Origin of the sequence: Mycobacterium sp. MOTT36Y (genome assembly GCF_000262165.1) — a bacterium.
In the GTDB taxonomy this organism is placed as follows: domain Bacteria; phylum Actinomycetota; class Actinomycetes; order Mycobacteriales; family Mycobacteriaceae; genus Mycobacterium; species Mycobacterium intracellulare.
In genome coordinates this window covers 2,716,792-2,738,859 of the sequence record NC_017904.1, presented here as the reverse complement: position 1 = coordinate 2,738,859, position 22,068 = coordinate 2,716,792, and the positions used below count along the sequence as shown (strand labels likewise).

The following is a 22,068-nucleotide window of genomic DNA, read 5'->3' as shown; positions in this document are numbered from 1 at the left end:
AGTTATTGGAGTATCTCATGGCTGCTGGACCCAAGCGGGCAGCTGACACGAGTCCGTTGCCGTTCGCTTCCGAGGCGGTCGGCGCTGCGCGCTTTGCGGAGTTTTGCGCGAAGTACTTGATCGTGCCCAAGGGCAAGGGCTCGGGTGCCCCATTCGTGTTGCGCGACTGGCAGATTGAGATGCTGCGTCCCATTCTGGATCCAAACCCGCGCCCGTCGGTAGCGGGAATCATGTGTCCTCGCGGTACGGGCAAGACAGCTCTGATGGCCGCTCTGGGGATCTATGAGCTGTTCTTGGGTCCAGACGGTAATGAGATTCCCATTGTCGCCGTGGACGAGCGTCAGGCCGGTCTCACGCTCAGGCCCGCCGTTCGCATGGTCGAGCTGAATCCGGCTCTGGCGTCGCGTTGCCAGGTCTACCGGGACCACATCAAGATTCCCAGCAAGGGGAGCACCCTGACGGCACTACCTGCCGAGGCCAAGCGTCTAGAGGGCTTGGGCACGTGGACGCTGGCCTTGGCCGATGAGGTCGGGGTGATCTCGCCGGAAACGTGGCAGACCTTGCTGCTGGGCATGGGCAAGCAGCAGGGTGCTACGGCCATAGGTATTGGTACACCCCCGAACAGCTCTAGTTCGGTTCTGCTTGATCTGCGTAAGCATGCTCAGGAGCATCCTGAGGATCGAACGTTCGCGTGGGTGGAGTTCAGCGCCGACGATTTTCAGCATCACCCGGCGTCCTGCGAGCACTGCTGGGAGATTGCCTGCCCGAGTCTCGATGACTTCCTGACCCGTGATTCCATGCGGGCCCTCCTGGCTCAGACGACTGAGGGCAATTTCCGTCGGTCGCGGTTGTGCCAGGTGGTTTCGGAGAACACGTCTCCGTTCATTGCGCCTGAGGTGTGGGAGGGCTTGGAGGATCGCCGCATGATTCCAGATGGTGCTGAGGTGGTCATCGGCCTCGATGGCAGTTGGGGCGGGAAGGATGCGGATGCAACTGCCCTGGTGGTCGGGCAGATCGGGGAGACGCCGCACTATGACCTCCTGGCGATCTGGGCCAACGACGGCACCCCTGAGTACAGGATTCCGGTGCTGGACGTGGAGAACGCGATACGCCAGGCACGAAACCGCTGGCGGGTGAAAGAGCTTGTAGCGGATCCGTTTCGATGGGGACGGACATTGCAGATCCTGTCGTCAGAAGGGTTAAAGGTCTCTGAGTTCCCGTGGAGTCCGAGCCGCACGACAAAGGCCACGACGGAGCTATTCAGTTGGGCCACGGCTGGCAAGTTCACTCACTCCGGTGACCCGACGCTGACGGCCCATGTGCTGGCCTCGACGGTCATCGAGTCGAACGGTGGGCTTCGGATTGGTAAGACTTCCCGCCGCAGGGGAGCAGGCAAGGTCGACGCGGCGGCGGCCCTACTCATGTGCGCGAGTCGTTGCGCCTGGCTGGGCACTCAGAAACGGAAATACCGAGCGATTGGAACACGTTGACCGACAACGATCTTTTGGAAGAGGCACTACAGGCGCTGGACGCGCCGCAGGGAAGGTACACCGAGCTTGAGCGGTATGCGCGCGGCGAACAGCAGCTAGCCTGGATTAGCCCCGAGAGCCGAAAGGCCCTCGGGAACCGACTGCCTCGTCTGGCCTCGAATATACCTGCACTGCAGATAAATTCGATTGTCGAGCGGCTGCGCATTGTCGGCTATTCAGATCCTCGGGCGTGGGATCTGTTCACTCAGACAGACCTTGATCAGCTTGCCGCGCAGGCCATGGCCGACTCGTTGCTGTACTCCTGTGGTTACGTGTTGGTCTGGACGAAGGACGGCAGGCCGGTAGCCTCGGTGGAGAGCCCGCGCCAGTGCCACGTCCTGAGGGATCCTGCGGATAGGTCCGTTATCGCTGGGGTGAAGAGGTTCAACACCAAGTCGACAACCGAAGCCTATTTGTATCTACCGCAGGAGATTCGGCACTATTCAGCGCCGTCGCCGGACTCGCCGATTGCCGGGTTTGGCTTAGTGGATGTTGTGGCGAATCCCCTTGGTGTTCCTCCATTGGTCCCAATCGAGAACGGCCACAGCGAGATCCGTGATCTGCTGCCTTTGGTCGACGCGCTCAACCACCTGTTGGTTTCGATGATGGTGGGAGCCGAGGCCGCTGGCAAAGGTAGGCGTTGGATCTCGGGCCTGGAGCTAGTTGAGCGCAATCGAGTTGATGCTAACGGCGATCCTGTTCTGAGCGACGATGGTCAGCCGGTTGTCGACCTGGTGTCGCCCATCGATGACATCGACGTGGTGCAGACCATGATTTCGGAGAACCCCGAAACCAAGTTCGGAGCCTTGCCATCGGCTGACCTAAGCGCGTTCGAAGATGGTGTGCGGGTGATTATTTCACAGATCGCCGCTGTGTCTGCGCTACCGAGCCATTACCTAAACCCGCTGTCGGCCAGTCAGGTTCCCAGCGCCGATGGCCTGAGGGCGAGCGAAGCTTCACTTACGGCGCGCTGTGAGCAGAAGCAACAACGGTTTGGCAGGGCCTGGGAGACGGTGGGTCGACTTCTGATTGCCATCGATAACCCCGGCACCGACCCGACAACGCTTCCGCTGAGGGTGAAGTGGAGCAGCGCCGCGACTCGTTCGGTTGCTCAGGAGATGGACGCTGCGACAAAGGCGTTCAGCTCACGGCTGTTGAGTCGCCGCACCATCCTCGCTGGGCTTGGGATGTCCGACGACGAGGTAGAGCAGGAGCTGGCGAACATCAGGGCCGAAGCCAACGACGCCCGCGACATCACCCTGGGCCGAGTCCTTTCGGGCGCGGACAATTACTAACCCCCAAATCCACAGGAGAGCCATGAGCGGCACAGACACCGGTCCAGAAGCCACGCACGACGACGAACTAGACCCGACCGAAGTCACCACACCCGAGGACGACTCCGGGCCCGTAGAGAGCGATACAGACGGCGAGCAGGAATCCGAAGCACTGGCCAAGGTTCGCCGCGAAGCCAAGAACTTACGCGACCGCGCCAAGACCGCAGAGGCCCGCGTGGATGAACTCAGCCGCGAACTGTTCGCCCTCAAGGTATCCGCGCTCGACAAGCTGGCCGACGCAACCGATCTCGCGTATGACCCAGATCTTCTGGACGACGACAAGCTGGCCGAAGCCGTGGACGCCCTCGTGGCCGCGAAGCCTCACATGGCTAAGCCGCGTAAGCCGAATGGCTCTGTAGGACAGGGGCAGCGCGGCAACAGCTTTGGCCCGATGGACTTCTCGTCGCTGCTGCGATAAGCCGTCCCGTGATACCATTAGAGTAGCTAACGGCCCTGGTGGCCAACGCTATTCAACTTTCGAGCCTGGTGCTCATTCCCATGATTCGCCCTGGTGGCGGTTCGCGTAAACCGCTATACACCAGAGGATTTCAATCATGGCTGTTCTTGACAGCAACCTAGCCCAGGCGTGGACGCCTGAGGATTACGGCAAGCTCATCGACACGGTGGTCGCCGCGAAGAGTATCGCCTTCCAGGCCGGAACGGTGATCTCGACCGCTAACGAGTCGATCCGCTTCCCGATGTTGACCGCCGATCCGAGTGTCGCTTGGTACGCCGAGAACACGACTATCGCCCTGACTGACCCAGATACTGACGAGCTGGTAATCACTCCGAAGAAGGTGGCCGGTCGCACTCAGATCTCGAATGAGGCTGCAGCGGACACTAACCCCGCCGTCGCCGATCAGGTTGGGCAGCGCCTCGGTCGCTCCGTCGCGAAGGGTATCGACGCGGCGTTCTTCTCGAACACGACCACCAACGGCCCGAGCGGGCTTCTCTCGCTTTCCGGCATTCAGGTTGTCGACACCGGCACCGTTACCCTGACCTCGCTGGACCCATTCCATGACGCCAAGTTCGCCGCCCAGGCGCACGGTGCCAACCTGACTCACTTCGTCTTGTCGCCGGACGTGGCTCTGACCCTGGCGAAGGCCAAGCAGCAGACCGGCTCCAACATGGGCCTGCTCGACAACGTCGGGGACGGAATCACCCTGGCGGGCGTGCCTGTCCTCGTGAGCGTCGATGTAGCCAGCGGGAACGCCTGGGGTGTAGACGCGTCTCAGATCCTTGTGGTTCAGCGCACCGGCACCACCGTGACCCGCTCGACTGAAGCCGCGTTCGCTGAGGACGCGGTGCAGGTTCGAGCTACCGCCCGCGTCGGCTTTGGTTTCGCCAACCCGGCTGGCGTGGTTCGTCTCTACGACGCGGCGTAGCCCCATGAGTGCGCCTGACGCAACAGCACTGGGCGCGTTCCTCGGTCGCACCGTCGACTCAGCTCAGGCCGCGTCGGTAATCCAGGTGATCACTTCCCTTGCGAAGTCGTACACCCGTGGGCAGGGATTCACCGACGCAGGCCCGAACGAGGACATCGCGTCGGTGATCCTGACCGCGAGTGCCCGCCTGATCACCAACGCGACCGGGCTTCGGTACTCAGAAGTCGAGGGTCCGTCTCAGGTTTCATACGCGACGGCGTTCGTCGGCTGGTCGCTGGCTGAGACCCTTGTACTCAATCGTTATCGCATCAGGGCTCAATAATGAGTAGCGGCACTGTGTTTCGTCCATACGCCCGCGACGCACACGGCGACCCAATCGACCAGGACGGCAACGTCGTCCGCGTCGATGAAACGCCAATCGGAACCATCGATGTAATCATCGGCGGCGACAGCGGATCCACCCGCAGCGTCACCCAGGACGCCAGCCTACGGGGCGACGTAGTCAGCACAGCGGGCATGGTCGGGTACCCGATTGCTTCCGGTATCACGCTGCAGCCGAACGACATTCTCGCCATTGGCGGGCAGCGGTTGAAGGTGATCGGACCAAGCCTATGGCCGGACACCCATAGCCTTTCGGGGCGACCGCTGCGCTACCGCTGGGTCTCGTACATCGCTAACTGAATACTTGCCGTTCGTGGCATGGCTGTCACCAAAGCGAACGGCACCAATCAACACACTGAGCCGCGCCTGTCGCGAGGGAAATGCACCCTGCCAGCTCAGTAGTGGGCGGTCTCCTAAAGCCGCCAACGGCCCCGCCTAGCTGTTTGGATGGGCAGCGTTACGGGCGGGGCCACCCACACTTGCCGGGCTTGGTGTTGACCCGGCGTTGCGCGCCGTCTCTCGTGCGCACCGAAACCCCTCGGCTTGCCGGGGGGTTTCGTCGTTTCACTGTCCTAGCGCCGCGTAGACGGAGATCAGGCTTTGACGGTATTAATCGCGGTGTCACGCAACGATATTCAACCTACTATCGTGAGGGCCCATGATGTTCACCGATGAAGACCCCAACGACCACCGCTACACAAGCGGCCCCGTCCCGCTCTATCCGCTGTCGCCCGAGAGTGAGGCGCTGGCTCAGGCTCAGGCTGATCTCGCACCCGACCTCGCGCCTGACCAGTTGGCGATACTGTCAGGAATTTTCGGACTTACGCCAGTAGAGCGCGACGAGTACCCAATCAAAAGTGCCTGCGCCTACCAGGACTTCCACGACGAGGCGGGCGGCTTTCGTCACGGTACGGGAAGACATTCCACGTAAAGGTTTGTGCCCGCTGACATTCCACTGAAAAGTCCTGATGTCGCCGTGCCGCTGCCGTCCCATGCCCACTCGCTCACTGCTGGTGAGTACAGCCCGAGACGCTCAAGTTCATCCGCCAGTGGCTCACACGCACGCAGAGTGCAGCATGCAATCTCAAACACAAATGCCGAAGGCATAGACCTGCCGAACCAGTGCGCTCCTCCGCTTTCCATGTACTTGCGCAGTTCCTCAGCCTCTTTGTTGCGGTTGGGCTTACCGTCGTTGTGGGTGCCACCAAGGCTGTTCGCTGCTACGCGCAGCACGCTCTCAACGGAGTACTGAACGTCACTCAGCGTGAGACCGATGGGGTGGGCGAGAAAGTCCTTCCGCAAGAGTTCGAGCACCTGGTCGCCCGGTTCGGACGCCACGCCACTCATTAGGCCGCCACGCATCCCCACACCAACGTTCACGCGCTTGACTTCGGGATGAACTGCATGCATCGCCACCCACGCCGCGTCTAACTGGGCTGAGGGCACATACGGCTTCGGCAGTACGACTTTGAACTTGGCCTCCATGGAGGTGGCCGTGCTCGCATCTTCTAGCAAGTTTTCCAATAGGATCTGCCGCAGCAGACTCGACACCTTCAACAGCTGATACTCGGTTGGGTTGCTGTCGAGCTTCTGTCGTATGTCGCGGAGTGTCTCGACGAATAGTTGGTGGATCTGCATGTAGTCGTGCTTCCTGTTACTCCACCCTGGTGCATTGCACCGGGCGAAGGTTTCCAGGGTACGCGTGAATCACACTGCTGTCATTTGGGATTTTGAGCCCTTCATCGCGCGGCTGTATCGGATTACCGACGATCCGGTGGACGGCCTTGCACCGGGCCACCGAATCGGCCCGCCCCGACGCGTTGTTCAGCGACCCGTTTGCCGGACTCCTGGCCGGTGAGCACGGCCGCGCGATCGTCGACAACGTGCCCCGCACGAGTCGCAGCGGTTGGTGGCTGGTCGCGCGGACCAAGATCATCGATGACGCCATCGCCGACGCGATCGCCGACGGATGCGACCGGGTGCTGAATCTGGCCGCCGGGCTGGACACCAGGCCGTATCGGCTGGACCTTCCCCCCGACTTCGTGTGGGTGGAAGCGGATCTGCCGAAGCTGCTCTCCGAGAAAACGCAGGTGCTCGCCGAGCAGGTGCCGCGCTGCCGGTTGACCCGCACCGCCGTCGACCTCGCCGACCCGCGGGCCCGCGACGACTTCCTGAACGAGGCGCTCGACGGTGCAAGCAAGGCGCTGGTGCTGACCGAGGGCCTGCTCATGTATCTGGACGACGGTGACGTGACCGCCCTTTCCGCGGCGATCAAGCGGCCCGAGGTCCACTGGTGGATGCTCGACTTCGCCGGGCCCGGTTTGAAGAAGCTGATGAACAAGAAGATGGCCGGCATGTTGCAGAACGCGCCGTTCAAGTTCGCACCCGAGAACGGGCTGGCCTACTTCGAAAGCCTCGGCTGGCGCACCGTCGACGTGCAAGCGCTGTATCTGGCCGCCCACCGCATGCGTCGCTTACCGCTGGTGATGCGCCCGCTCGCGTGGCTGCCGCAGCCGGATCCCCGCCGTCCGGGTGGCCGGGCCTGGAGCGCGACCGCCCTGCTGACGCACTGAGCGCGCCGGTCTACCAGACGCGGATCCAGTCGATGAGCATGTCGGCGGGGTAGGTGCCGGGGCCGGGGTCACCGCCACCCGAGCCGGCCACCGCCAGGTTGAAGACCGGATACGTCGTGTAACCCGCCCCGTTGAACGGCCAATCGGGCAGGGCACTGGCCGGTACGTCGAAGTAGGGCTGCGCGCCGTCGGCGTAGTCCTTCCAGAACCGGATGCCGGCCTCGTCCCACTGGCATCGCCAGGTGTGCCATGCGCTGTCCACCGCGATGTTGTGGGTCTTCCACTCGCCGCCGTTGGCTTTGGCGTGGACGGTGGTGGCCGAGGGCCAGTTGCCGTTGCCGTACCACTCCATCACATCGATTTCGCCCTGGTCGTCATTGCCCAGCCAGTAGGCGGGCCAGGCGCCCGCGGTCAGGCAGTTCAGCTTGATCCGGGCTTCCCAGGTGTGGCCGACCCCGCCGCGCCAGGTGCTCTGAACCTTGCCGCTGTAGTAAGTGGGTCCGTCCTTGGCGGCGCGCAGGACCAGATTGGACTTGCCGTCCAGGAACACGTTCCGGCGATCATCGCGGTACTGGCCGATGTTCTCGGGTCGCTCCCAATAGGTTGGGTCCTTGATCGTCTCGCGGGCTTTCGCAACCACCCACTTGGACGCATCGGGTGCAGAACCGGCAGGGCCGTCGAATTCGTCGGCGAATATGTAGGTCCCGGACTGGCCGCTGGGCGCGGCGGGCGCCGGTATCCGACCGGCGGGTTCATCCCGTCCGGCCGGGTAGGCCCAGGTTTTCGGGGCCGGCAGCGCGGCTGCCAGCACGCCGATCCCGGTTGTCAAAATCATGCGGCGGCGATCGATCTCCGGCATAAGCAAGGGACCCTAGCAGCCGGCGGTGCGCGACGGTAAACGGGAATTGTCGGAGCCTGCCGCTACGGTTCGAATCGCGGTCGGCCGTGCACGGACGGCGGCACGGCAGGGGCACCCGGATGAGATTTGGGAATTCACGGCCAATTCTCATCTCGGGGGATGGTTTGGTCTCAGGATTCGGCGGGCATTCTGGGATCACGATCCAATAACCACTGTCCTAGCTTTGCGGGTGGTCTGAGAGGAGTGACGATCGTGGCGAATACCCAAGAAGGCACGGTTATTTTCCTTCAGTCCCACCCGGTATGGGCCGCCGCCCAACGTCGTGAACGCGAACGTAGCGAGGCGATGCGTCGCCATCCTTCGTTTCGGACCCGTCAGCGCGCAGCGGTCTCGGGCAATGCGGTTATTCCCTTGATCCGCAATTTCAAGGCCTACTCGAGCACAAACACCCCGGCCTGATCCCTTTTCGGGTTGGCTGGGTGCCTGGAAATCACGCGCACCCCACGCGGCTACCCATGGCCCGCCGCAGATACGCCCTGGGCGGCGGCGACGGAGTCCAGCGCATCACCCTCTTGTCCTCGATCGCTTGGTCGCCGCGGCCGCGGGCCCCAAACCTTTCACGAATGTCGTGACGTAAACAATAGCGTTGTCGATTATCATGTATTGCGAGGTATAGTCGTCGATTGATTTGAGCGTAGTTTGGCACTCGCCAATGCGTTTTGCGCGCCCCTGTTACCGAATGTTCTTGGCCGCCGCGACGGCAGCAGTCCGCTGTTCTGATCCCCGGACGCCCGAACGCTCACTCCGCCGACGACGCGTTGGCCGCCTCGGTCGCCGCATAAGAGCCGGCGCTGGCGGCCAGCATCACCACCATCAGGTCTTGGATCGCGGCCGCGCGCGCACTCAGTTCCTGAAACCGTTGAGCATGAGCCGCAAATCGCACCGCGGTCAACATTGAAACCTCATCTGCCGCGGCCGGAACGACCGCGACCGTCGGGGCCGCCGCGGCGGTGTTCTCGGCGTTCAGTGCCGCGCCGATCGATTGCAGGTTTGCGGCCGCGGCCGACAGCTTGTCTGGAGCAGAAGATACGGACGACATCTGACTTCCCTTCAGTGGACTGGACCCCGGACGAACACGCCGACGTGTCCGGTTGCCCCGAGACGGTATTTATCGCGAAGCGACACGTTCAACGCGTCCGCTGCCTTAAAAAAGGGCTGAACTTTGCCTTTCGTACACGCTCTCATTGATTTTAATTGGCCCGACTATGGTTCGATAAACTCAACGGCGGGAGCTGGTGAATTTGCTATGGGAATATATGTTCACGGCGCGAAAACATATACTGTCGCTGAACATATGTGTCCTATTTGAATAGTTGTTCAGACATTGACCCGCGCGACTTTCGAGGGTTCGTCGACCTAAGCGCGACGGCGGCCATACGCGGTGCGCCGCCGGGGGGCATTTACACGCTCCGAGAACTACTACAGTTCGTAGTAGCCGCTAGTTGGGAGAAGCCGATGGCCGAGAACTGGAATGCGGTGACAACACTGCGTTCGGTAGCGTCGGCGATGGAGGGGTTCGGCACTGCGACCTTGTTTGTCTACGCGCGCGTTGCCCACCTTCCTCCCCGATTTCCAAGACAGCTTTACGTCGGGACCGCGGATCAACGTCACCTGGTTATCCTGGCTGTCCGCCGTCGGCGAAATCGGGGTCAGCCTGTTCTCGGCCATGCGGGGCTGCGAGTGCGGCGCCGGGCGGCCATCGAGCCGCCCGGCCGCGCTCGCGAAACCGTCTAGCAGTTCGCTGCGCCCCCGCCGATCATTTCTCAGCGATCGTCAGTCATGCCCCGGACGTCGCGGCGCCGATGTCGAGCACGCCGCCGCCTTCGGGATCATCGACCTCGACAGTCGGGTCGTCGACGTCGTCGAATTCTAGCCGCAATGCCCGGGACATGATTGCGTGCATCACGTACATCGTTGTGGTGTAGGTGAATTCGAGGATCTCGGCGTCGCTGAAAACCGCCCGCAACTGGGTTATCAACCGCTCGGGAACGCGACCGTGCTGTCCCGCAAGGCAATCCGTATAGGCCAGCAGCAGCCGTTCGGTCTCGTCAAAGCAGTCGGCGGTCTGCCAGGACGGTATGGCCGCGATCTTCTCCTCAGACAAACCCGCCGACCGGCCCGCTTTGCAGTGCTGCGAGAAGACGAACTGGCTACCGACCACCCAGCCCGCACGGACTTGGCCCAGCTCGCGGTGATCGGCCCGGATGGACACCTCTTCGCGGTAGAGGCGGAAGCCACGGACGGCGTGGCGCAGGGCGGCGGGGGACTGGGCCATCACAGTCCACCAGTTGCCGAGCGTGCCACCAACCGCACCCGGCTCGCGCACAGGATCACGCTCGCCGAACATGAAGTCGTACATCTTCAGTGTGAATTCGTCGCTGATTTCACTCCGCGGGATCGGCTTCAGACGCGGCATTGCGTCTCCTTTCAGGTCGCGGCACAGATCGGGCAACACGACAGTCTGCGTAGGATGCCGATCAATCTTAAGTTCCACCGCGGCGCCGACGCAGCTCACGGCCAGCGCGGATGAGGGATCCGTCCATTCCGCGATCAGGGGCGCAAGCCGGCGAGCACCATGTCCGCGAAGTTATCGCCGATCTCGGTCAGCGAGCTACGACCTTCGGGCACATACCAACGGTGAATCCAGTTGTACATGCCCAGAACACCAAGCATCACCAGCCGCGGGTCCAGATCCGAACGGAAAGCCCCGCCCGCGACACCTTCTTCGATGATCGCCAGCAGCGTCTTGCCATACACGTCGGCGTTTTCGACTATGCCTTGTGCTTCGGGAATGGTTGCGATGTACTGACTTTCAGCGAACAGCACAAAGAGCTCAGGATGGGTGACAAGGTCCCCGATGTAGGCACCCAGGGCGCGACGCAACTTTTCCGCGGGCGGCCCGTCTGACTCGAGCGCATCCCGGCAGTGCCGGGTCATCTCGTAAGCCGGCTGCTCGACGAGCGCGACCAGCAATTCCTCTTTGGTGCCGACGTAGTAGTAGAGCGACGCACGGTTGATGCCCACCTCGCTGGCGACATCTTCGAGGCGCGCCCGGGCGAACCCCTGCCGGCGGAACACTTGCGCGGCGCCCTTGAGAATGTCTCGCCAGCGCGCGTCGGACACGCTGCGGTCGGCATTTCGCCGCGCATGGCGGCGCCGCGCGTTATCGCTTTGCTGACGTACGGCGGGAATCGTCGGTCTCCTGACGTGCGGTTGTCGCGTTGCCTGTTGCGCGCCTGGCTCAGAGCTTGCCGGCGACGAAGTCGGCGGCCTGGTTGGCCATGCCCGCGTCGATGTACGCGCCGGCGAGATGCTGTGGCCAGTTCTGCTTCCACGTGTTCGGGTCGGCCGGGTTGCAGATCGGGTCGGCGCCGTGGCACAACTCGATGGTCCGGTCGTTATAGGTCGGGTTGAAGTTGGTGATCGGACCCACCCACTGACTTCCGTTGCCGAACAACGCGACCGCGGCGATGTGCTGGTCGACACCCGGCGGCAGGGGGCTGTCGAAACCGAACGCGCCGACGGGCGCCGCGAGCACGACGTCGGTGACCGCCGCGCCCAGCGAGTAGCCGCCCAGCACAAGCCGGGTGTCGGGGCAACTGTTGACCATGTCCTGGATGTGGTGGCTCATGTCGTTGGCACCCTGCGCGACCTCGGTGTCGGCGGGGTACCGCACGGCATAGGCGTCGACGGTCCTGTTCACCTTGGATCGCAGGGCGCTGATGAACGCGTTGCCCAGCACGCCCGGTCCGGGCGATTCGTTGCGGCCGCGGGCGAACACGACCTGCACCGGCGGGCAGGCCGCGGCGGCCGATGGCGCCGCGGGCGGAAGGGCCGCGGTGACCAGCACCAGGGTGGCCGCGGTGGTCGCCGCGGCAAGGCCGACGGCAGCGAATTTACGGATAGGCAAGGCGCGCACGCCCATGATGGTAAAGCGATCCCGCCGGGCCCGCTGGCCGGCCTGCACGCAGACCTCGCGTGATCGCTCAGCGCGAACATCGACCACGGTAACGGTGGCGCCGATCCAGGCGATAGGTTCAGCTGATGGATCACGTCGACGCGGGTGCGCCCGAGCGCTTGTTCGCCCTGGCCGAACGGGTACAGGGTTTCATGCCGGCCGACGAGGGGCGCGCGCTGTACGACGCCGCGCTGCGCTATCTCGGCGGCGGCACCGGCGTCGAGATCGGCACGTACTGCGGCAAATCCACCCTGTTGCTGGGCGCGGCGGCGCAGCAAACCGCGAGCGTGCTCTACACGATCGACCACCACCACGGCTCCGAGGAACATCAGGCGGGCTGGGAATTCCACGACGCCTCGCTGGTCGACGAGGTCACGGGCTTGTTCGACACCCTGCCGACGTTTCGCCGCACCCTCGACACCGCCCAGCTGGACGACCACGTCGTCACGATTGTCGGCAAGTCGCCACTGGTGGCGCGGGCATGGCGGGCGCCGCTGCAGTTCCTGTTCATCGACGGCGGCCACAGCGAGGACGCCGCCAACCAGGACTTCGACGGATGGGCCAAGTGGGTGGCCGCCGGTGGGGCGCTGGTCATCCACGACGTCTTTCCCGACCCCAAGGACGGTGGGCGGCCTCCGTACTACATCTACTGTCGCGCAATCGATTCCGAGAAGTTCCGGGAGGTATCGGCCACCGGATCGCTACGCGTGCTCGAACGCGTCAGCGGCCAGCCCGGGGAACCGATGTAGCGGACAGTCTCCCGCTACCGGCCGGGCCCGGTTGCGACGCATTCGCAGTCGAAGTCGGTCTGCAGGCCCATCGGCAGCGCGTCGCCGCGGAAGATGCCCGCGCCGGCGGTCACATTCGACAGGGCGTCCGCCGCCAGGATCATCGCGGCGCCGGTCCAGGTGGTGCGCTCCTCGGGCCACCGTTTCCCGTCCGCGAAAACCAGGCCCGTCCAATAGGATCCGTCGCTTTCGCGAAGGTGCTGCATCGCGGCGAACTGGCGGTGAGCCTCGGAGCGCTGGCCGAGGGCATCCAGCGCCATCACGAGCTCGCAGGTCTCGGCGCCGGTCACCCAGGGGCGATCGCCGACGCATCGGATGCCCAGACCGTCGACGACGAAGTCGTCCCAGCGCTGCTTGATGCGCGCGTCCGCCGCCGGACCCCGCAAGGCACTGCCGAGGATGGGGTAGTACCAGTCCATCGAGTAGCGCTCTTTTTCGGTGAACGCCTCCGGATGGTCGGTGATGGCGTGGCCCAATCTGCCCACCGCCAATTCCCACTCGGGCTGCGGGTCCTCGACGAAGGCCGCCAGCGCGAGCGCGCAGCGGATGCTGTGAAACACGCTGGAGCACCCGGTCAGCAAGGCTTCCGGCAGCAGACCGGCCTCGCTTCGCGCCCAAGCGATTTCACCGTTGCCGACCTGCATGTCGATGACGAAATCGATAGCCTTGCGCACCGCCGGCCACATGTCGGCCGCGAACGAGGCGTCGCCCGTGACCAGTACGTGGTGCCAGACACCGGCGGCGATGTAGGCGCAGAAGTTGCTGTCGCTATTGGCGTCTTCGATCACACCCGCCCGAAACTGGATGGGCCAGGAGCCGTCGGACCGCTGAGTGCGGCGGCTCCAGTCGAAGGCCGCCCGTGCGGGCTCCAGCAGTCCGGCGGTGGTGAGCGCCATCGCGCACTCCACGTGATCCCACGGGTCGGTGTGGCCGCCCTCGAACCAGGGGATGGCGCCCGAGGATTCCTGTGCGGCGGCAATCGACAGCGCGGTCTGTCGGCATTGTTCGGGAGTGAGCACCCCGGCGACCGCGGGCAGCTTAGACCGATGCAACTGAATATCCCGCGCTCGCTTGGCTATCGGCGTCCTGCTGTTTGACGAAGTACATCGCCACGCTCTTGCCGACCAGCGGATTGAGCAGTGACTCGGCAAGCTGGGTGATCTTGGGTCGCTGCATCAGATCCCACACCAGAAGTTTGTGGTAGGCGGTCACCGCGCGGTGGTCGGTGTTAGAGACGCCCACAGCGCATTTCAGCCACCAGAACGGCGAGTGCAGCGCATGCGCGTGATGGGTATGTGTCAATTCCATTCCGCCATCGAGGATCTTGCCGCGCAATTCGTTGGCCCGGTAGATGCGGACGTGGCCGCCCTCGTTGGCGTGGTATTCGTCGGACAGCAACCAGCACAGGCGTTCGGGCAGCCAGCGCGGCACACTGACCGCCAGCGTGCCACCGACTTTGAGCACCCTGATCAGTTCGGCGATGGCGATGTCGTCTTGCGGTATGTGCTCCAGAATCTCCGAGGCGATGACACAGTCGAATGTCTGATCGGCGTAGGGCAATGTGAGCGCATCCCCGACCACCACCTTCGCCGACGCTCCGGCGGGCGCCTCGCCGTTGTCGGCCATCGCGCGCAAAATGGTGTCGACCGACCGTAATTCGTCCTCGTCGCGGTCGAAGGCGACGACGTCGGCGCCGCGTCGATACGCTTCGAACGCGTGCCGGCCCGCGCCGCAGCCCACGTCGATGACCTTGCTCGACGGCCCGATCCCGAGGCGGTCGAAATCGACTGTCAGCATGTCGCCTGGCCCCGCGCGGTACGGGCAATCGCCCGCTCGTAGACCCGGACGGTCTGGGCGGCGACGGCTTCCCAGCTGAACACGTCGACTGCGCGTGTTCGTCCCGCCCTGCCGAGGTGGCGGCGCTTTTCCGGAGAATCCAGGAGTTCGGCGAGCGCGTGGGTCAGTGCGTCCACGTCGGCGGGCGGCACCAGCTCGGCGCAAGCGCCGTCCGTCCCAAGGACTTCCGGCAGCGCGCCCACCCGGCTGGCGACGATCGGGGTGCCGCTGGCCATGGCTTCCACGGCCGGCAGCGAAAACCCTTCGTAGAGCGACGGAATGCACGCCACCTCCGCGGACGCGAACAACGCCGCGAGCTCGGCATCCGAGAGCCCGCTGGTGATGTGCACGATGTCGGAGATCCCGAGTTCGGCAATGAGCTTGTGGGTCGGGCCGTTGGGTTCGACCTTGGCGACGAGCCGTAACTCGAGATCACGAACGGTGCGCAGCCTGGCCACCGCCTGCAACAGGGTACGGACGCCCTTGAGCGGGGTGTCGGCGCTGGCGATCGCGATGATGCGACCCGGTTCTCGCCGGCCGGAGCCCGGTTTGAACAGCTCGGTGTTCACCCCGAGCGGCACCACGTGCAGCTGGTCCGGCGAGACGCCGAAGTCGCTGATGATGTCGGCGGCCGAGGACGACGAGACCGTCAACAGGTCGGGGATGTGGCGGGCGACCTCCTGCTGCATGTCCAAAAACCCATACCAGCGGCGCACCAACGGTTTTCGCCACCATCGCGCCGCGGCCAGATCCAGCACCCGATCGCGGGTGATCGGGTGGTGCACGGTGGCCACCACCGGCAGTCCCGCGCCCGCGATGGTGAGCAGCCCGGTGCCCAGGCTCTGGTTGTCGTGCACGACGTCGAAATCGGCTGCCCGCTCGGCCAATAACCGCGCGGCCCGCATCGTGAACGTCCGCGGTTCGGGAAAGCCTGCGGTCCACGTGGTCAGCAATTCCAAAAGGTCGATGGAGTCGCGAATTTCGCTCGGCCGCGGCACCCGGAAAGGGTCGGGTTCCCGATACAGATCAAGGCTTGGAACCTCGGTGAGCCGGACCCGAGGGTCGAGCAGGTCGGGATACGGCTGCCCGGAAAACACCTCGACGTCGTGACCGAGTTCCACCAGACCGTGGCTGAGATGGCGCACGTAGACGCCCTGTCCGCCGCAATGGGTCTTACTACGGTAGGACAGCAGGGCAATTCGCATACTCAACTCTTCTTTGCTGGAGAATGACCGCGGAAAGGCGCCGAATCCATCGCGGTCAACGGGCTCCCGAACTCCGTGACAGCAAACTGGACATGTGTCCAGACTATAGTTCGATCACCTAAGCGAGCGCAACGAGCCCGAAATCCTCCGTCTCGCGCGGAGACGGCCCCCGGGATGTCCGACACGCAAAGATCATGCCACTGGCGGAGGGCCGCCGGCTTTCCGGCCGGGGGCCTGCCGGTGCTGACCGGCGAAAATGAGCGGCCCGCGGCCTTTGTTACCATCGCGCGGTGCGGGATTCGGCTGCACCGGCGGGACACGCGCCGCGATCTGTCTCCAGACGCGACGTCCTGAGGTACGCGTTCGCCCCGACCATCCTCAGCCTGGCGGCCGCGATGGCCGAGGGACCGACGGCGGCGGCCGCCGGACTGACGCTGATCGATTTCGCCGAGAAGAGGATCGCGCCGGACGAGATCAAGGCCGCGGGATACGGCGGCGTGGTCAATTACGTGTCGGAGTCGCGGCCTGGCGCGAACTTCGAAGCGAAGCCCATCACCCGCCCGTATGCGGACTCGCTGCGCGCGGCGGGCCTGCAGATCGTCAGCAACTTCCAGTACGGCAAGCCGGGTTGGCCCGACCCGTCGGACTGCACCCGCGGGCACGACGGGGGCGTCGCCGACGCCCAGACGGCGATGCGCCTGCACACCGCGGCCGGGGGACCGGATTCGGCGCCGATCTTCTTCAGCATCGACGACGACATCGACGAGAACACCTGGAATGGCGTTGCCGTCGACTGGTTTCGAGGGATCAACTCGGTGCTGGGCGTCGGCCGCACCGGCATCTACGGGCACGCCAGGGCATGCGGGTGGGCCATCCGCGACGGCGTCATCGGGAACTCCAGCACGCCGGGACACCGGTGGGCGTGGCAGACGCGGTCGTGGTCGCACGGGGAGCGCGAACCGGCGGCGGTGCTCTACCAGGCCGTCGTCAACAGCCCGTCGAACCCGGGCCCGCTGCTCGGCGGGATCAACGTGGACGTCGACGACGTCCTCGCGCCCGACTACGGGCAATGGGATCTGCCGCGCTGATCCGAACGCACGACACCCCGCGAGCCGATGGCCCGCGGGGTGTCGCTCGCTATCCGGGTGTTACTTGAGGTCGAACCGGTCGCTGTTCATGACCTTCACCCACGCCGCGACGAAGTCCTCCACGAACTTCCCGTGGGCGTCATCCTGGGCGTAGACCTCGACCAGTCCACGCAGCACCGAGTTGGAGCCGAAGACAAGGTCATTCGCGGTCGCGGTCCACTTGAGCGCGCCGGAAGCCCGGTCGCGTCCCTCGTAGACGTTCTCCGCGGTCTCCGACGCCTTCCACTCGGTGCCCATGTCGAGCAGGTTGACGAAGAAGTCGTTGGTCAACGCGCCCGGCCTGTCGGTGAAGACCCCGTGCTTGCTGCTGCCGTGGTTAGCACCGAGGGCACGCAGCCCGCCGACGAGCACCGTCATCTCCGGACCGGTCACGCCGAGCAGGTACGCCCGCTCGATCAGTAGCTGCTCGAGCGGCGCCTTCTCACCCGGCCGGATGTAGTTGCGGAATCCGTCGGCCCGCGGTTCGAGCACCGCGAACGACTCCACGTCCGTGCTCTCCTGCGAGGCGTCGGTGCGGCCCGGCGCGAAGTGAACCGAGATCTCGTAGCCGGCGTCCTTGGCCGCCTTCTCGACGGCCGCCGAGCCCGCCAGCACGATCAGGTCGGCCAGCGAGATCTTCTTGCCACCGGATGCCGAGGCGTTGAAGTCCTGCTGGATCTTTTCCAGCACCGGCAGCACCTTGTCGAGCTCGGAGGGCTCGTTGACCTCCCAGCTGCGCTGCGGCTGCAGGCGCAGCCGGCCACCGTTCGCTCCGCCGCGCTTGTCGGTGTTGCGATAGCTCGCCGCCGCCGACCAGGCCGTCTTGACCAACTGCGGGATGGACAACCCGGAGTCGAGCACCTTCTTCTTCAGCGCCGCGACGTCGTTGTCGTCGACCAGCTCGTGGTCGACGGCCGGGACCGGGTCCTGCCACAGCTGCGGCTCGGCGACCCACGGGCCCAGGTAACGGCTGATCGGGCCCATGTCGCGGTGCAACAGCTTGTACCACGCCTTGGCGAACGCGTCGGCCAGCTCCTCGGGGTGGTCCAACCAGCGCCGCGTGATATCGGCGTAGATCGGAGACTCCCGCAACGAGATGTCGGTCACCAGCATCGTCGGGGCCCGCCCGGCACCGCCGAACGGGTCGGGGATCGTGCCCGCACCCGCGCCGTCCTTGGCGGTGAACTGCCACGCCCCGGCAGGGCTCTTGGTCAGCTCCCATTCGTAGCCGTACAACGTCTCCAGGAAGCTGTTGTCCCACTTCGTCGGGGTGGGCGTCCAGACCACCTCGAGGCCGCTGGTGATCGCATCCTTGCCCGAACCGGTGCCGTACGAGCTCTTCCAGCCCAGCCCCTGCTGTTCGATCGGGGCGCCCTCCGGCTCGGGGCCCACCAGGTCGGCGTCACCGGCGCCGTGGGTCTTGCCGAAGCTGTGCCCGCCGACGATCAGCGCGGCGGTCTCCTCGTCGTTCATCGCCATCCGGCCGAACGTCTCGCGGATGTCGATCGCCGCGGCGATCGGATCGGGCTTGCCCTCCGGGCCTTCGGGGTTGACGTAGATCAGGCCCATGGTCGTCGCGCCGTAGGGCTGCGCGAGCTCGCGCTCACCCGAGTAGCGCTTGTCGGTGCCCAGCCATTCCTCCTCTTCTCCCCAGAGGATCTCTTCGGGCTCCCAGACGTCCTCGCGGCCGAAGCCGAAGCCAAAGGTCTTGAAGCCCATCGACTCCAGGGCCACGTTGCCCGCGTAGGTGATCAGGTCGGCCCAGGAGATCTTGTTGCCGTACTTCTTCTTAATCGGCCAAAGCAGCCGTCGGGCCTTGTCCAGGCTCGCGTTGTCCGGCCAGCTGTTCAGCGGGGCGAAGCGCTGCATGCCCTGGCCGGCGCCGCCGCGGCCGTCGTGGATGCGGTAGGTGCCCGCGGCGTGCCAGCTCATCCGGATGAACAGGCCGCCGTAGTGGCCGTAGTCGGCGGGCCACCAGTCCTGCGACGTGGTCATCAGCGAGATCATGTCGGCCTTGAGCGCCTCGACGTCGAGCTTGGCGAACTCCGCGGCGTAATCGAAGTCGTCGCCGAGCGGGTTGGACAGCGGCGAGTGCGGGTGCAGCGACGAGACGTCGACCTGGTCGGGCCACCAGTCCCGGTTGGTCAGCGGGGCATGCGCCTTCGGCTTGGGTGAAGGGATTGCTGGGTTCTCGCTTTCGCTCTTGCTAGCCGTCCCGCTGTCTGGTTGGGGTGGGCGGCTACTGGATGTATCAGATGACACAGCATTCCTTTCGAGGGTGGGTGAATCGGGCTGCGATCACGGGCTGTGATCTAGGAGCCTGCAGTCGAGCAATCGGCGCACAGGCCCCAGTAGATGACTTCGGCCTCGTCGAGAACGAAGCCATCAAGAACGTTGTCGTCGTCCGACGGTGTCAGGCACGGTGCCTCGCCGACGGCGCAGTCGACGTCGCCGATGATCCCGCAGGACCGGCAGACGACGTGGTGGTGGTTGTCGCCGACCCGCGACTCGTAGCGCGCGACCATGCCCAACGGCTGGATGCGCCGGACCAGGCCGACCGCGGTCAGCGCGTTGAGTACGTCGTACACCGCCTGTCGGGACACATCGGGCAGGCCCACCCGGACCGCCGAGAAGATCGTCTCGGTGTCGGCGTGCGGGTTGGCGTCCACGACCTCCAGCACGGCAACCCTGGGGCGGGTGACCCGCAGATCGGCCATCCGCAACCTGTCCGCGTAATCGGCCGTCGATGACACCGCACCAATATGACGCACTTATCTGGAACGAGTCAAGAGTTTCCTGTGAAGTGGGGCACAATTCCGGGTAACGAATGGGCTGCGTCACGTCTGGATCACGTCGCGCGAATATCAGGTGGGCTTGAGCGCGCTGCCCTCGCGCCACTGGTCCCAGCTCAGCGTCCAGTCGCCGTTCTGCTCCAGCGCCAGCGGCGGCCCGCCACTGTTGCGGACCTCGACCACGTCGCCGGGCACCGAAAAGTCGTAGAACCATTTCGCGTTGTCGGCGTTGAGGTTCAAGCACCCGTGCGACGTGTCGCGGTGCCCCTGGGCCCACACCGTCGCTTCGAGCTCGTGCAGGTAGATGCCGTCTGTGCTGATCTTGGTGGCGTAGTTGATGGTTTCGCGATACCCGAGCCGGGAGTTCTTGGGCAACCCGAAGGTCGAGGAGTCCATGACGACCGGATTGCCCTTGTCGAGCACGGTGTACACGCCCGGCGGGGTCCACAGCGAGATCTTGCGGCCGCCGACATCTTCGGTGCCGCCCATTCCCATGCTGGTGGGCATCGTGCGCACGAGCGCTCCGTTGTTGAAGACGCTGATCTGTTTGGTGGCGTCGTCGGCGATGGAGACGTGCGCATCCCCGATCCGGAACGAGACCCGACTGTCGTCTTGCCCGAATAGCCCGTCGCCCAAAGCGATTCCATAGATTTGCGCCTCGGCCGTGATCTGCGTGCCCGGGGCGTAGTAGTGCTCCGGGCGCCAGTGCGCGTTCTGGCCGTCGACCCAGAACCATGAGCCCTCGACCTTCGGGGTGGTGGTCACGGCCAGGCGTCGCTCGGCGGCCGCCCGGTCGGCGATCTGCTCGTCGAAGTGCGCGACGATGACCGTTCCGACGCCGTAGGTGCCGCCGTCGCGCAGCGGCGCCTCCGCGGTGGTGGTGAACGACACCTTGGTCTGGTTGGACGGTCGCAACGTCGTGAACGTCGAGACTTGTTTGGCCGCAACACCGTTGGTGCCGCGACTGGTGACCGTCAGTGTGTAGGTGCGCCCGTAGCCCAACGGGACGGTGGGCTTCCACACCAGGTTGTCCGGGGTCATGACGCCCTGGACCGACGTACCGGTCTCGTTGACCATGTCGACCCCGGCCAGGGTGCCCACCTCGGCTTTGACCATCACGGGAGCGACGGGGTCGACGTCGTGTGCGTCGGGGGCGGGGGTGAACGTCACGTGCGCGGGCCCGGGCGTCGTCGCCGCGGTTTCGGAGTGATGATCCCGCGATGCGATCTGGATCGCGCCGACCACGCCGACAACGACGAACACGGCCAGCAGGAGCCGGCGGGGCCAAGGGATTGTCATGGTGTGCACCTGATAACCCGCGACGCCCTGCCCGTAAACGTGCAGGTGTCCTGGGCCGAACGCGCATTGCGGGCGAGGAGATCGCCGGACCCTCGCCGTGGGTACACGCCCGGCGCAAAGAATCATGCCGACGCCCGGCCCGCGAGAGATCATGGCTTCATGGCCGACGAGGAACTCGACGATCTTTATGGCGTGCCGCCCAAGGAGTTCACCGCCGAACGCGCCCGGCTGACGGCCGCGGCCAGGAAGCGCGGTGACGACGCCGCCGCCGAACGCATTTCGGCGGCCACCAAGCCGACGACGGCGGCGTGGATCGTCAACCGGCTGGCCCTGCGGCGCAAGGACACCCGCGAGCGCCTGGCCGACCTCGGTGAGCGGTTGCGGGCGGCGCACGCCGCGATGGACGGCGCGCGCATCCGCGACCTGTCGGTCGAGCAACACAAGCTCATCGACGAACTCACTCGCGACGCGTTGCGGGCCGCCGAGGTGAAGCAGCCGTCGGCGTCCGTGCGCGAGGATCTGACCAGCACCCTGCAAGCCGCCGTCGCCGACCCGCAGGTGAGGGCGCGGCTGGGCCGACTGACGCGGCCCGAGCAGTGGTCGGGCTTCGGCGCCCTCGGGGAGGCGGCGCCGGAATCGGCGCCCGAGAAACCCCATCGCGGGCGCGTCGAGAAGCTCCGCGCGGCGGTCGCCGAAGCCGAGCGGGCCAAAGCCGAAGCCGACGACAGGTTGTCCGAGCGGGAAGCCCAGCGCGACGAGGCCCGGCGCCGCCGTGACGAGGCGGCGCGGGCGCTGCGGGCGGCCGAGCGCGAACTTGGTAGCGCCGAACACAATTACGAGCGGGCCAAGGAAGCCAGCCGAGCCGCCGCCGACTCGCTCACTGAGGCGAAAGCCCGGCTGAAGCGGGCGTGAACCCGCGCGGCGTTTCTTCGTGCCGGGTTG

Annotated in this window: 24 protein-coding genes; 12 read left to right on the top strand and 12 right to left on the bottom strand. The window is 65.1% G+C overall.

Annotation, left to right across the window (positions count from 1 at the left end; genetic code table 11):
• Positions 1-17 precede the first annotated feature (17 nt).
• From W7S_RS12550 to W7S_RS26925, 7 genes are all read left to right on the top strand, one after another.
• The gene (locus tag W7S_RS12550; protein ID WP_008256721.1) at positions 18-1,490 is read left to right on the top strand and encodes a terminase large subunit domain-containing protein; all 1,473 of its coding nucleotides are present in this window, start codon (positions 18-20) and stop codon (positions 1,488-1,490) included.
• Positions 1,487-2,824, top strand: a complete 1,338-nt coding sequence (locus tag W7S_RS12545; protein WP_008256717.1) for a phage portal protein — start codon at positions 1,487-1,489, stop codon at positions 2,822-2,824. The genes W7S_RS12550 and W7S_RS12545 overlap by 4 nt, the downstream gene beginning before the upstream one ends.
• Before the next feature lie 22 nt (positions 2,825-2,846).
• Positions 2,847-3,281: a hypothetical protein gene (locus W7S_RS12540; RefSeq protein ID WP_008256715.1), complete on the top strand. Its 435-nt coding sequence runs from the start codon at positions 2,847-2,849 to the stop codon at positions 3,279-3,281.
• A gap of 136 nt (positions 3,282-3,417) precedes the next feature.
• The gene (locus W7S_RS12535) at positions 3,418-4,248 is read left to right on the top strand and encodes a phage major capsid protein (RefSeq protein WP_008256712.1); all 831 of its coding nucleotides are present in this window, start codon (positions 3,418-3,420) and stop codon (positions 4,246-4,248) included.
• A 4-nt stretch (positions 4,249-4,252) separates the two neighbouring features.
• A complete protein-coding gene (locus W7S_RS12530) occupies positions 4,253-4,570 on the top strand; it encodes a hypothetical protein (RefSeq protein ID WP_008256710.1) in 318 nt (105 codons plus the stop codon).
• On the top strand, positions 4,570-4,929 hold the full coding sequence (locus W7S_RS12525) for a hypothetical protein (protein WP_232518772.1): 360 nt from the start codon (positions 4,570-4,572) through the stop codon (positions 4,927-4,929). The genes W7S_RS12530 and W7S_RS12525 overlap by 1 nt, the downstream gene beginning before the upstream one ends.
• A gap of 358 nt (positions 4,930-5,287) precedes the next feature.
• Positions 5,288-5,560, top strand: a complete 273-nt coding sequence (locus tag W7S_RS26925) for a hypothetical protein (protein WP_136244639.1) — start codon at positions 5,288-5,290, stop codon at positions 5,558-5,560.
• Here W7S_RS26925 and W7S_RS12520 read toward each other — a convergent pair.
• Positions 5,533-6,267 carry a hypothetical protein gene (locus W7S_RS12520; RefSeq protein WP_008256706.1) on the bottom strand — a complete coding sequence of 245 codons (735 nt, stop codon included), beginning with the start codon at positions 6,265-6,267 and terminating at the stop codon, positions 5,533-5,535. The genes W7S_RS26925 and W7S_RS12520 overlap by 28 nt on opposite strands.
• A 146-nt stretch (positions 6,268-6,413) precedes the next feature.
• Between W7S_RS12520 and W7S_RS12515 the strand changes: the two genes are divergently transcribed.
• On the top strand, positions 6,414-7,202 hold the full coding sequence (locus W7S_RS12515) for an SAM-dependent methyltransferase (RefSeq protein ID WP_008256704.1): 789 nt from the start codon (positions 6,414-6,416) through the stop codon (positions 7,200-7,202).
• Between the two features lie 10 nt (positions 7,203-7,212).
• On the opposite strand, the gene W7S_RS12510 is transcribed toward W7S_RS12515, so the two are convergent.
• Positions 7,213-8,061: a family 16 glycosylhydrolase gene (locus W7S_RS12510; protein WP_008256701.1), complete on the bottom strand. Its 849-nt coding sequence runs from the start codon at positions 8,059-8,061 to the stop codon at positions 7,213-7,215.
• Between the two features lie 252 nt (positions 8,062-8,313).
• Between W7S_RS12510 and W7S_RS26920 the strand changes: the two genes are divergently transcribed.
• Complete coding sequence (locus W7S_RS26920) at positions 8,314-8,520, top strand: hypothetical protein (RefSeq protein WP_131810880.1); 207 nt, start codon at positions 8,314-8,316, stop codon at positions 8,518-8,520.
• A 340-nt stretch (positions 8,521-8,860) separates the two neighbouring features.
• Here W7S_RS26920 and W7S_RS12505 read toward each other — a convergent pair whose 3' ends face one another.
• The 4 genes from W7S_RS12505 to W7S_RS12490 form a co-directional block, all read right to left on the bottom strand.
• A complete protein-coding gene (locus tag W7S_RS12505; RefSeq protein WP_008256699.1) occupies positions 8,861-9,160 on the bottom strand; it encodes a PE family protein in 300 nt (99 codons plus the stop codon).
• A 738-nt stretch (positions 9,161-9,898) separates the two neighbouring features.
• A complete protein-coding gene (locus W7S_RS12500) occupies positions 9,899-10,537 on the bottom strand; it encodes a carboxymuconolactone decarboxylase family protein (RefSeq protein ID WP_008256696.1) in 639 nt (212 codons plus the stop codon).
• Between the two features lie 134 nt (positions 10,538-10,671).
• Positions 10,672-11,244, bottom strand: a complete 573-nt coding sequence (locus W7S_RS12495; protein WP_008256689.1) for a TetR/AcrR family transcriptional regulator — start codon at positions 11,242-11,244, stop codon at positions 10,672-10,674.
• A 118-nt stretch (positions 11,245-11,362) separates the two neighbouring features.
• Positions 11,363-12,046, bottom strand: coding sequence for a cutinase family protein (locus tag W7S_RS12490; RefSeq protein ID WP_232527320.1), 684 nt, complete (start codon positions 12,044-12,046; stop codon positions 11,363-11,365).
• A gap of 119 nt (positions 12,047-12,165) precedes the next feature.
• On the opposite strand from W7S_RS12490, the gene W7S_RS12485 reads away from it, so the two are divergent.
• Positions 12,166-12,828: a class I SAM-dependent methyltransferase gene (locus tag W7S_RS12485; RefSeq protein WP_014711619.1), complete on the top strand. Its 663-nt coding sequence runs from the start codon at positions 12,166-12,168 to the stop codon at positions 12,826-12,828.
• 14 nt (positions 12,829-12,842) lie between these two features.
• On the opposite strand, the gene W7S_RS12480 is transcribed toward W7S_RS12485, so the two are convergent.
• The 3 genes from W7S_RS12480 to W7S_RS12470 are packed head-to-tail and all read right to left on the bottom strand — an operon-like array spanning position 12,843 to position 15,908.
• Entirely contained in the window at positions 12,843-13,919 is a 1,077-nt protein-coding gene (locus W7S_RS12480; protein ID WP_014711618.1) for a prenyltransferase, read from the bottom strand.
• Positions 13,906-14,664, bottom strand: coding sequence for a class I SAM-dependent methyltransferase (locus tag W7S_RS12475; protein WP_014711617.1), 759 nt, complete (start codon positions 14,662-14,664; stop codon positions 13,906-13,908). The genes W7S_RS12480 and W7S_RS12475 overlap by 14 nt, the downstream gene beginning before the upstream one ends.
• The gene (locus W7S_RS12470; RefSeq protein WP_014711616.1) at positions 14,658-15,908 is read right to left on the bottom strand and encodes a glycosyltransferase family 4 protein; all 1,251 of its coding nucleotides are present in this window, start codon (positions 15,906-15,908) and stop codon (positions 14,658-14,660) included. Before W7S_RS12470 ends, W7S_RS12475 begins: the two co-directional genes overlap by 7 nt.
• Before the next feature lie 290 nt (positions 15,909-16,198).
• Between W7S_RS12470 and W7S_RS12465 the strand changes: the two genes are divergently transcribed.
• Positions 16,199-16,996 (top strand): DUF1906 domain-containing protein, encoded by a 798-nt coding sequence (locus W7S_RS12465; RefSeq protein ID WP_041297836.1) that lies wholly within the window; start codon positions 16,199-16,201, stop codon positions 16,994-16,996.
• 60 nt (positions 16,997-17,056) lie between these two features.
• Here the strand turns inward: W7S_RS12465 and katG are convergent, their stop codons facing one another.
• From katG to W7S_RS12450, 3 genes are all read right to left on the bottom strand, one after another.
• Complete coding sequence (gene katG, locus W7S_RS12460) at positions 17,057-19,297, bottom strand: catalase/peroxidase HPI (protein WP_014711614.1); 2,241 nt, start codon at positions 19,295-19,297, stop codon at positions 17,057-17,059.
• A gap of 50 nt (positions 19,298-19,347) precedes the next feature.
• A complete protein-coding gene (locus W7S_RS12455) occupies positions 19,348-19,788 on the bottom strand; it encodes a Fur family transcriptional regulator (protein ID WP_014711613.1) in 441 nt (146 codons plus the stop codon).
• Positions 19,789-19,899: 111 nt separating this feature from the next.
• A complete protein-coding gene (locus tag W7S_RS12450) occupies positions 19,900-21,126 on the bottom strand; it encodes an Ig-like domain-containing protein (RefSeq protein WP_050989416.1) in 1,227 nt (408 codons plus the stop codon).
• 159 nt (positions 21,127-21,285) lie between these two features.
• On the opposite strand from W7S_RS12450, the gene W7S_RS12445 reads away from it, so the two are divergent.
• Positions 21,286-22,038 carry a hypothetical protein gene (locus W7S_RS12445; RefSeq protein WP_014711611.1) on the top strand — a complete coding sequence of 251 codons (753 nt, stop codon included), beginning with the start codon at positions 21,286-21,288 and terminating at the stop codon, positions 22,036-22,038.
• Positions 22,039-22,068: the final 30 nt, after the last annotated feature.